Here is a 10,893-nt window from a genome sequence, read left to right on the forward strand (position 1 = left end):
TTAATTATTGAGGATCTTAAACACCACGACTTTTTCGGAAAATAATTGGCAGATAATTTTCCCAATATTAAACTAGAAAATTGTGAAAACTAATTTAATATTTAAATTAATTTTGGAGATTGTATTATTATTTGACTAATAATATGTTTTGTTTAAGTAATGTTTGATAAATTTAGGTGTGCCTAAATTTACATCACCATGTATTACATAGTAAGACATAGTATATAAAGGTTTCGATATTTTTAGGCGTACCTAAATGTTTACCATGCCTTTTCTAAAAATATGTCACGTGTTATATAACAGGTTGTATAAACTAGTATATAAAGATTTGCAATATCCAAAAAAAAATAAATTTAAAAAAAAGAATAAATGATTGAAAGATTTACATTAATCTTCCAACACCGGTGATTTCGAAACTTGCTACTCCATCAATAGCTTGAACCATTTCTTCAACAGCTTCAGATCCGCCTTCACCGTCATCAGTGATGAATTTTAAAATAATTGCAACTAAACCGAATGCAATAGGTTCTTCTGCAATTTCGTGGATTTCAGCGCCTTCAGGCATTGAGGTTTTAATAGCTTCTTTAATAGTTTCTAAGTCAACATCCGGACTGTCCGGCATGATTTTCATAGTTGTTAATACTTCACCCATTCTAATTCCTCCATTTTAAAAATTTATGGTCCTTCAAAACCACATTCACATTTGTAAGCGTGACCAAAGGTACGGCATTTTTCACATCTTGCAATTTTTGCTCCACAAATAGGACATTCGAATTCTACGAAAGGTCCAGTTAATGGAATTTCTTGTTTACATGAAATACATTCTACAGTTTTCATTTTATTCACCTATAATTTTTGTGTAATCGAAGTTATAATCATTTATATTATCATCTATAAGAGATAAAACCCTTTCGGGAAACTTTCCATTCACAACATCACAATTAGTCCCAAACTTCAATAAAAGAGAAGGTAACATTACATCAATCGATGACTCTTGAAAAGTTAGTAATTTTGTTGCATCAATTTTACTTATGAATGTTGAACCAGGCTCTTCAGGTTCTTGGGTATATATACCATTTACATCTGTTACTATTAAAAGGTTTGCATTTAGAAGGTGTGCAACATATGCCGCAATCGAATCTGAAGTAACATCCCAACTGCATTCAAAAGGATCTTCTTCCTTCAAAAATTCTGAAACGACGAAAATTGGCGTGAACCCCTTATTAGCTATTTGATTTACTTCATCAATTGAATATGCCAATTTTGCAGAATCCACTTTATCATTAACGAGTTTAGCTATTATATCCATACAATCAATAGCCGTCCAATGATTAACTTCATCAGAAAAATTCATTTCAGAGTTATATTTACGAATAAGATTTGCAAAATCTCCACCACCCAAAATAATGGCTGAAGAAGTATTTTTTAATTTGTCTGCCAAATCTATTGCATAATTTGGAAATAAACTTCCACCAATTTTAACAACCTGTTTTATGATGCTATCACAACCACCATTTAATTAAAAATAGCCCTCATTAAATTACAAGTTAGCCTATAACAGCTTCAAATCTCCAGTCACTTCGTCAATAATTTCATCTTCATCAGGCCCAAGTGCCAGAACTGTAATGCTTGATGTAGGTATCTGAGTCCTTCCAGCATCAATAACCAAATAATTTGAAATTCCCTTTTCATCAGCATGTTTTTTAAGTTCGAGCAATTCTTCCTTTGTTTTAACTTTCAAAACTACCTTGGCATAAGCTTCATTTTCCCATTTTTTAATTTTTTTGGGGTCGGTTTTTTTATAGGAACCTATAGAGCCATGACAGCACTGTGCAGCAATTTTACCTTTACGCATTTTCAAATCTGTTCTAACAATCATCGCTTGTTTCATATTATCATCAAATAAATTAAACACAAAATGGTTTTTCTTATTTAAAATATCTGATTATTAATATTTATATTTACTATTCGACAGTTGCGAAGTAACTTCAAATAAAACATCATATTAACTAGATTAAAAAAAATAAAGTATTCAATAATTAAACAAAACCAATATTAAATATTAATTATATAAACCTAATTAAATTTCAAAAAATATTAAAGTGACGGTTATGCTCAAAAGATTATTTAAAGACAAAAAATTCATTTTTATTTTCACTTTTATAGTGGAATCCATTTTATATTACTTTTTTGAGCATTTGCCGATTGGAGGAGAGTATATAGTTCCGGATGTGGGAATTGCTCCTGTTTTTGGAATGATGTTCGGCCCTGTTGGCGGTTTTGGCCAGGCACTTGCCAGCCTTATCTGGGAGCTTTATGACGGAATGGATCCAATTGCATCACTGATTGATTTTGCAATAATGTTTGCAATATCCATAGCCGCCTATAAATTATGGTATACGACATTTACAAAAAGAACAATAAATACTCCAAAATTCGATTCAAGCTATAATGTTTTCAAATTCTTAATTATAACATTATTTATCTCAGTTATATATTGGGCATTGATACATATCTCCATTGAAGCATATTCCCAAATGTGGATAGTCTATCCATTATCCACTATAATTAACAGAACTTCATATGCTTTAAATATGTTCAGTTTCACGTTAATTTTTGGACTGGCCTTCATCAGCATTTTTAATATTATGGGGCTGCCTATGAAAATCCCCGAAGGTTGGTTCAACATCATAGATATCGACAATAAATACCTATTGATAATTTTTATTGTTTTGATGGCTTATTTAATACCTGTTCAAATATTTAGCATAGACAACGATATTACAGACAACATATTCTTTGCCCTGACAATCCTAATGGTAATATTATTCTGTTTAAACAAGTTTAGAGCAAAAATTGAAGCGCGAATTGTCAAGTACTCCGTTATTGAAAAAATCATATTATTTTTCCTGATTGTATTATCAATAATATTACTTATCTATTTTGATGAAATTACCGTAATCAGTTTTGTTTTTGCAACTAATTTCGAAGGTTATCGCCTAGAATTAATGAATTTGACTATTGGAAGCGCGTTGATGATAATGTTTTGCATATTGCATATCCATTATGTCGAAAAAACAATGACCAATCCAATTTATGATTTAATCAGCTCGGTAAACTACTATACTGATAATAAAAAATTTAACTCCGCTGAAAAATTCAATATTGACTTTGAAAAATATTTAAAAAATAATGATGACATGTCCAGATTGGTCGAATCATTTATTTCATTAAACAAAAATATCAGAAACAATCTGGATAATCTTAAAAGGACAACTGCAGAGAAAGAAAAAATTGAGACTGAATTTAAAATTGCCAGCAATATCCAATCAGGGATGATTAAAACAGATTTTGACGAATTCTCTAATGACCGACCTTTCGAGATTTATGGATTAATGGAACCTGCAAAAGAGGTTGGAGGAGACTTTTATGACTATTTCAATATAGATGAAGAAAGTATAGCTTTTGTCATTGGAGATGTAAATGGAAAAGGAGTTCCCGCAACACTATTCATGGTCAAAACAATGCAGCTGATTGAAAATCACAGCAAATTTGATTCCACTCCCGAAAAACTTTTTGAAAAAGTTAATAATTTATCATGCATAAGAAATGATGAGGGATTATCTGTTAGTTCCTGGTTTGGAAAATTGAATTTGAATAACGGAAAGTTAAGTTTTGTTAATGCAGGGCATTATCCTCCATTAATTAGACAAGATAATAAAGAGTTTGAATATTTAAAAGTCCAACCAGATGTCGTTTTGGGAATGGAAGAAAACGTTCCTTATAACAAATATGAAATAGATTTAACCCCCGGAGACATGATATTTTTATATACTGACGGAGTAACAGAAGCAAATGATAATCATAAAGGTTTTTATGGGGAAGCCCGTCTGCAAAAAACTATAAACACCCATAAAGATGAAAAATTAGAAAAAATAATTGCAAACATTAAAAACGACCTGTATCAATTTTGCAATTATACTCAATTTGACGACATTACAATGTTAATAATAAAATATAATGGTTGTGAAAGTAATGAATGATATAAATGAACTTTTAAAATCAGAAAAATATATTTTATTATTTTCAATGGGTTTAACTCTAATAGCAATGCTGCTTTTTGAGATACTATCAAATGGCAGTCAGGAAATGAATATTGAACTAATGATCATGCCCACTTTGAGTCTATTATTGGGACCGTTTGCTGTTTTAGGTTTTGTTATAGTGGAAGGAATAAAATTATTTATCATTAACCCAAATGACATGCCCTCTAACTTAATAACGATCTTTTTACTTTTTTTAGGAAATATGCTAATATGGAAATTATGGTATTCCATAATGAATCATGAAGGATATGAAATCCCAAATTTAAACTCTTTAACCAACATGATTAAATTATTCGCAGTATTCCTGATATATCTAATAATATGCCATATTCTTTTTAGTGCATTTGCCAAAGGAAATCCCGCAATAGACCAGATATACCAGAATATGATTGTACTATTTCCTTTAAGCATGATTATTATACTATTGGGAATACATATTTCAATTAAATATAAGATACCTTTGTATACACCAAAAAGACAATTAAAGCAGTTCCTACCTAATAAGATTTACTTGATTATATTAATTCTTGCAATCATTATTGGAATGGTAAATATCCAACTAATAAGCAGTCCAAAGTATTCTGTGATGCTGACTGCTTTAATAATATTGCTCCTCATAATCTACTTAACTAACCCAATGACCGGCACACATCAAATCAAAGAGAAAATGGAGTTAAATTTAATTAATAAAATAAATTTCTCTATTTTATTAATATTGCTCATTATAATGCTTGTAATTACTTTACCAATACTCTTTCTGATTCCAGAGTATCTTAACATATATGAGATAATCAATATATTTTCAGAAATCTCAGAGCAATTCTTTACATTAATTCTAATACCCTTCTTGATTTATCTTTATTTCCTTGAAAAGAACATGATGAAACCTATAAACAGACTATCAGAATCCTTATCGAAAGACATAAACAATAAAGAAGAATATCAAAAACTTAAAAATGATTTAAATTCAATAAATGCCAATAACGAACTAAAAACATTAGCACAATCCCTGCTTAAAATGGAAAACGATTTAAACCAGTACAGTAAACAGCTGATAAAAGTTACTTCCCAAAAAGAAAGATTAGAAACCGAACTTAAATTAGCTCATGAGATTCAAAATTCAATGATTCCGAAAAATTTTGAAGAATATAATGACGGCGAGGAATGTGAGATCTGGGGATTAATGGAACCTGCACGGGAAGTGGCAGGCGATTTCTATGATTTTTTCAAAATAGATGACGATAACATTGGATTTGTAATTGGAGACGTGAGCGGAAAAGGAATAACTGCCTCCCTGATTATGGTTAAGTCAATGACATTAATCCAAGATTATGCAAAACACAATGAGGATCTTTCAGAAGTATTTTATGAAGTAAACAACCTTCTCTGTGAGGGAAACGTTGAAAATCTTTTCGTCACATGTTGGCTTGGAAAAATAAACTTTAAAACAAAAAAATTATCATATGTTAATGCCGGACATAACCCCCCACTAATTAAGCAGAATGAGAACTTTGAATATCTGGATATTGAACCGGGGTTAATTTTAGCCGCCATGGAAGACATGCCTTATGAAACATATGAACTCCAATTGAACTCAGAAGATGCAATAATTTTATATACTGATGGAATAACTGAAGCAAATTCAGATTATGAAGAATTTTATGGAGAAGAAAGGTTAAAAAATACCATAAATAAACATAAAAATGACGATTTAGAAAAAATCATAACCTCTGTAAAAAAAGATATCAATGAATTCTGTGGAAAACCCGAGCAATTTGATGACATGACAATGTTTGCCATCAAATTGAAATGATTATTTGAAATTCAAATCTTACAATAATTTAATTAAATAGTATTTATAAAAGTTTTAATGATTATATTTTTTAAGGAGATAATAATGACTCGTATTTCAATTTTAGACAAAGACAGATGTCAACCAAAAAAATGTGATTATCTTTGTATACATTACTGTCCGGGTGTTAGAATGGATGAGGACACCATAGTAGTTGACGAAGATACAAAAAAACCGTTGATATCAGAAGAATTATGTGAAGGATGCGGAATCTGTACCAATAGATGTCCGTTTGATGCCATTACAATTATCAATTTACCTGAAGCTGCCGATGACCCGATTCACAGATTTGGTCAAAACCAATTTGAATTGTTTGGACTTCCAAACTTAGAGGAAGGAACCGTTTTAGGACTTCTCGGGCCAAACGGTATCGGTAAATCCACAATAATGAATATTCTATCTGGGAATTTAATTCCGAACTTTGGAGATTGGGAGAATCCTCAGGACAATTGGGATAACGTGATTGAATTTTATAAAGGCTCATCACTTCAAAAATACTTCCAGGATCTCTCCGAAGGCAACATTAAAACAATCCTAAAACCTCAGATGGTTGATAAGCTTCCGAAAGTCGTTAAAGGTAAAGTAAAGGACTTGCTTACCAACGTCAATGAACGAGACAAGCTTGATTATGTTACAAAAGAACTTCAGCTTGAAAACGTTTTGGACCGCAAGATGGAAAACTTGAGTGGAGGGGAACTTCAGAGAGTGGCAATCGCCGCAACAGTATTGAGGGAAGGTGATTTCTACTACTTCGACGAACCTACCTCCTGGCTTGATGTATCCCAAAGATTGAATGCCGTTAAAGTAATCCGTTCACTTGCAGAAGAGGGAAAAAGCGTTCTTGTAATTGAACACGACCTTGCAACTTTAGATGCTCTATCCGACAATGTCCACATATTGTATGGACAACCCGGAGGATACGGCGTAGTATCCGGAAGAAAAGGGGTCCGTATAGGAATCAATGCATACATCAATGGGTTTTTAGCAGAGGAAAATGTCAGAATCAGAAGAAATCCTATCGAATTTACAATCAGACCGCCGACTCCTGAAGACGAAGGGGATGCCCTTGCAAGCTATACAGACATCAGTAAAGAATATGATGGATTTAGCTTATCAGCGGATGCAGGTGAAATATTCTACGATGAAATCGTGACTGCATTCGGATCAAACGGTATCGGAAAGACCACTTTTGCCAAAATGCTTGCGGGCGTGGAAGAGCCAACAACCGGAGAAGTGGATGAGGAAGTTACAATAGCCTACAAGCCACAATACATAGTTTCTGACTTTGAGGGAACTGTAAGTGACTTTTTATATATGAATGCACCTAGTTTCGGAAGCAAGATCTTTGAAAGCGAAATAATGAATCCTCTGACTTTAAATGACATGCTTGACAAACCTGTCAAAGGTTTGAGTGGAGGAGAACTTCAAAGATTGGCCATTGCAGCCACACTTTCAAAAGATGCTGAAATTTATCTATTTGACGAACCTACCGCATTTTTGGATGTTGAGCAAAGATTGATAGCCGCAAGAGTCATCCGTAAAATGGTTGAAAGCAGAAATGCCGCATCACTTATCGTAGACCACGATATCGTATTTATTGATTATATCTCAGATAGAGCAATGGTGTTTAACGGCACTCCAGGTTTAAACGGACATGCATCCAAACCGACCGATTTGAGAAATGCAATGAACGAATTTTTAGGAAACCTGAACATTACATTCAGAAGAGATAAGGAAACAAAACGGCCTAGAGTTAACAAACTTGACAGTTACAAAGACCGTGAACAAAAAGAGAAAGGAGAATATTATTACCTGTCCGATTAGATATTCTTTATTCCATCACCATTAAAACAAGATGTAAAACAGTTATTAAAGCTTAGGGCATGCTTTAATAACCATTATTACATTAAATAATCCAATTGATAAAATGAATTATTTATATCTCTTTGAAGATACAAATGACTTACAAGATAATTAAAAAAATGTTTTTAACTATCTTTCTAACATTATTATTTTCACAATAATCTTAGAAAGAAAATTAAAGATAGAGTAGTAAATAGCCCCCTACAGCTATTTACTAGAATATATGATATATTTCTATTGAGGTCTATCATTAAATTATCATAAGAATGATAATCTAATAAATAATCACTAGTAATAACATATATAAATGTTACTAAAGTATTACTTGTTTATTTGACAAATATCAATAGTATAGTCTTTGAATTAAAATATATCCCATCAGCATACTAATTTTTAATTTTTAGCTAATTGACAGCAATATAATTGCAATTACACAATTAATTACAACAGCCCCGAGACATAGATAAAAAAAATAACCATTTTATCAAACATGATTCAAATTAAAATTAGAATAAAAAAAATCAACAAAATCAGAACTATATTAACGGATATATAATAAAATCCTTTTACACTCCAAAATAACACCAAATAATAAGATAAATTAAAAATGAATCTATAAAAAAAACTTTTTAAAATCAAATAATAATTGCAATCAAAAATAATTAAACATATCCGACGCCCAATACAAAAACAAATGAAATATAATGCTCATTTTAGCTAAAATATTGCTTATTAAAAGTTAAATGGAAAATAATCGCAGATTGATACTAATCATATCAAACATTGAAAAGATTTAATGAATAATACTTTTTTATAAAATAATACTATTTAAAATAATAAAAAATAAAAAATAAGTATTACTAAAAATTAAAATAAAATGGATTTAAAATCTTGAAAAAACATTGATGAATGCTTAATCAAAACCAAATAATCCATATCCTAATTGATTTATTATTATACAATAGTTAAAGCATTAGGAACTTTTTTAAGAATATTCTCCTTAACTTGAATCATTGTAGATGATGCAATTGAAAAGTCTGAATTTTTAGCAGCAATCTTATCATCGCTTTCCGCAATGATGGTTGCATTTAATGCATCCTGCAAATTATCAACAGTATTCTTTAACACCCATTCATCAACATCGGAAATTATGATCTCATCCACAAATTTGTCTAGTTCATTTGCTATTACCCAAGATATGAACCTTCCACCATGCAATGAAACAGAATTGCCATCAGCCAAAGCTACAATCTCATCCAAAGTGTGTTTCAATTCAATATTTTGATACATCCTTGAATTAACTAAAGTTGCCCAATGAGCATCGCCAACATGATATGCACCAATTTTTCTTGGATATACATAATCAGGACCTGCAATTTTAACAGCAGTTGCTAAGGATAACAAATCATGTTTTTGAACTGGAAGACCCCTGTTTGGAAATTCTTCATTGATAATTTGAATTACCCTAGGAAGTCCGAACTTTCCCCTTCTAGCGGTTCCAGGTTCATATCCGCACATATATCCATGATGGTTTTTTGGAAAACCTGTGATAATCATGTTTAAGCCTGATCTTAAACCTGCTCTTACTTCATGTTCATATGCGCCATTAGTTGCAACTACTTTTCCAGGAGATAATATTCTTGCAGCAGCAATTGTTTTTGCAAAGGCTTCAGTCGCATTTTCACATCTATTGAAAGGACCCCCTTCAACAACGATAACATCAGCACCAATTTCAATTGATTTTTCAAAGCCGGTTATTACTTCATCATAACCATCACCAACAAACATGATAGATTCCAAACCCCTACCATATTTTTTAGCTAAATTAGCAATGTCTTCAGCTTCCCTTAATGGCGCAGCATGACCGTCTCCTGTCTGTTCTGATGTTACATTGACTGCAACTGATGATGATAATTTAACCCATTCTTCCTTATCATCTTTTTCAGCCAGTTCCTTGTCTATTAATCTTTCATGAATTCTTCCCCTAGGACATTCTGTGAATGCTGGCCCTTTATTGTAACATTCACCACCACACCCGCTGATATTTTTTGGAAGCCTCATTGCCCCATTTTCGCCGAAATGATCCAAATCAAGAGGAACATCAACAATTTCATGAACCCTTTTCATAACTTCAACACCGCGCATTCCAAATTTCTCAGCTATATCTGAAAAAGCGTATGCGCAAATATGAATTGGAGCTCCAATCATATCTGCCAATCTGCAATTGCCCAATAATTCCATTAATTCCAAATCAGATGCACATGTTCCTGCAACTACTTCAGTCAAGTCGCACCCTAAAGGAAATCTTTTAAATTGCATTCCCAATTTCATTGCCTCTTCTAAAGATAGTTCTGATATTGCATCAACGACTGAAGTTATATCTTTATCAATTTTTGAAATTTCAATTGCGGCATCATCATCATAAACAGCACATTTTATTAAATCATACATGAAAAATTCTCCAAGTTTTACTATTAACTAATATAATTTTCAGTGAAATCTTAAATAAATAACTTTCTATTTAGTCGTACCTAAATTTAATTTAAATTAAAGTAATACATAAACAAAAAGTATTACTAAATTTAATTAAACAGAATTAATAGTAATACGAGTATTACTAAAAAAGGAAAAATAATTGAAAAAATAATACTAAATAAAGCATAATGTAAAGATTTAAATAATACTACTTTTTAAATATAAATTATTACTACATGGCATAAACTACCATAATTATGTAATAAAAAAGCAATTTAATACTTTAAGCCATGTAGTAAAACTTTTTTAAATGTGATTCACTATTAAAAAAGTTAAATAAAAAGACATATGTTTTAAGGAGATAGAAAAATGAAAGTAGCAATTTTAGGTGCAGGATGTTACAGAACACATGCTGCAAGTGGAATTACCAACTTCTCAAGAGCTTGTGAAGTTGCAGAAGCAACCGGAAAAGAAAACATTGCAATGACTCACTCCACAATCGAAATGGGTGCAGAATTACTCGAATTAGCAGGAGTAGACGAAGTAGTAGTATCCGACCCAATCTTCGACGGAGACTTCACAGTAGTAGACGACTTC

The 10,893-nt window shown here is 31.6% G+C and carries 8 protein-coding genes and 1 pseudogene; 4 read left to right on the top strand and 5 right to left on the bottom strand.

The genetic code is table 11. The features are described 5' to 3' along the window. Positions 1–382: 382 nt before the first annotated feature. The 4 genes from ACJMLZ_RS03765 to pth2 are packed head-to-tail and all read right to left on the bottom strand — an operon-like array spanning position 383 to position 1,891. Positions 383–652 (bottom strand): elongation factor 1-beta, encoded by a 270-nt coding sequence (locus ACJMLZ_RS03765; RefSeq protein ID WP_405304024.1) that lies wholly within the window; start codon positions 650–652, stop codon positions 383–385. A 23-nt stretch (positions 653–675) separates the two neighbouring features. After that, the gene (locus ACJMLZ_RS03770; RefSeq protein ID WP_116670085.1) at positions 676–837 is read right to left on the bottom strand and encodes a zinc finger domain-containing protein; all 162 of its coding nucleotides are present in this window, start codon (positions 835–837) and stop codon (positions 676–678) included. A 1-nt stretch (position 838) separates the two neighbouring features. Next, positions 839–1,495 (bottom strand): delta 1-pyrroline-5-carboxylate synthetase, encoded by a 657-nt coding sequence (locus ACJMLZ_RS03775; protein ID WP_405304029.1) that lies wholly within the window; start codon positions 1,493–1,495, stop codon positions 839–841. Positions 1,496–1,552: 57 nt separating this feature from the next. Beyond that, positions 1,553–1,891, bottom strand: a complete 339-nt coding sequence (gene pth2 / locus ACJMLZ_RS03780; protein WP_292818650.1) for an aminoacyl-tRNA hydrolase — start codon at positions 1,889–1,891, stop codon at positions 1,553–1,555. Positions 1,892–2,111: 220 nt separating this feature from the next. On the opposite strand from pth2, the gene ACJMLZ_RS03785 reads away from it, so the two are divergent. The 3 genes from ACJMLZ_RS03785 (at position 2,112) to ACJMLZ_RS03795 (ending at position 7,782) form a co-directional block, all read left to right on the top strand. Beyond that, positions 2,112–4,043 (top strand): SpoIIE family protein phosphatase, encoded by a 1,932-nt coding sequence (locus ACJMLZ_RS03785; RefSeq protein WP_405304025.1) that lies wholly within the window; start codon positions 2,112–2,114, stop codon positions 4,041–4,043. Continuing rightward, a complete protein-coding gene (locus ACJMLZ_RS03790) occupies positions 4,036–5,919 on the top strand; it encodes a SpoIIE family protein phosphatase (protein WP_405304026.1) in 1,884 nt (627 codons plus the stop codon). Before ACJMLZ_RS03785 ends, ACJMLZ_RS03790 begins: the two co-directional genes overlap by 8 nt. An 84-nt stretch (positions 5,920–6,003) precedes the next feature. Beyond that, positions 6,004–7,782: a ribosome biogenesis/translation initiation ATPase RLI gene (locus tag ACJMLZ_RS03795; protein ID WP_405304027.1), complete on the top strand. Its 1,779-nt coding sequence runs from the start codon at positions 6,004–6,006 to the stop codon at positions 7,780–7,782. Positions 7,783–8,775: 993 nt separating this feature from the next. Here ACJMLZ_RS03795 and hmdC read toward each other — a convergent pair. Then, complete coding sequence (hmdC, locus tag ACJMLZ_RS03800) at positions 8,776–10,272, bottom strand: 5,10-methenyltetrahydromethanopterin hydrogenase cofactor biosynthesis protein HmdC (RefSeq protein WP_405304028.1); 1,497 nt, start codon at positions 10,270–10,272, stop codon at positions 8,776–8,778. 393 nt (positions 10,273–10,665) lie between these two features. Between hmdC and ACJMLZ_RS03805 the strand changes: the two are divergent. Further along, a pseudogene (locus ACJMLZ_RS03805) lies at positions 10,666–10,893 on the top strand (5,10-methenyltetrahydromethanopterin hydrogenase); the annotation flags it as partial.

Origin of the sequence: Methanobrevibacter sp. (genome assembly GCF_045126245.1) — an archaeon.
Lineage (GTDB): Archaea > Methanobacteriota > Methanobacteria > Methanobacteriales > Methanobacteriaceae > Methanocatella.

Coding starts and splice junctions, on each gene's coding strand:
- ACJMLZ_RS03765 (WP_405304024.1), bottom strand. CDS start 652: ATGGGTGAAGTATTAACAACTATGAAAATCATGCCGGACAGTCCGGAT.
- ACJMLZ_RS03770 (WP_116670085.1), bottom strand. CDS start 837: ATGAAAACTGTAGAATGTATTTCATGTAAACAAGAAATTCCATTAACT.
- pth2 (WP_292818650.1), bottom strand. CDS start 1,891: ATGAAACAAGCGATGATTGTTAGAACAGATTTGAAAATGCGTAAAGGT.
- ACJMLZ_RS03785 (WP_405304025.1), top strand. CDS start 2,112: ATGCTCAAAAGATTATTTAAAGACAAAAAATTCATTTTTATTTTCACT.
- ACJMLZ_RS03790 (WP_405304026.1), top strand. CDS start 4,036: ATGAATGATATAAATGAACTTTTAAAATCAGAAAAATATATTTTATTA.
- ACJMLZ_RS03795 (WP_405304027.1), top strand. CDS start 6,004: ATGACTCGTATTTCAATTTTAGACAAAGACAGATGTCAACCAAAAAAA.
- hmdC (WP_405304028.1), bottom strand. CDS start 10,272: ATGTATGATTTAATAAAATGTGCTGTTTATGATGATGATGCCGCAATT.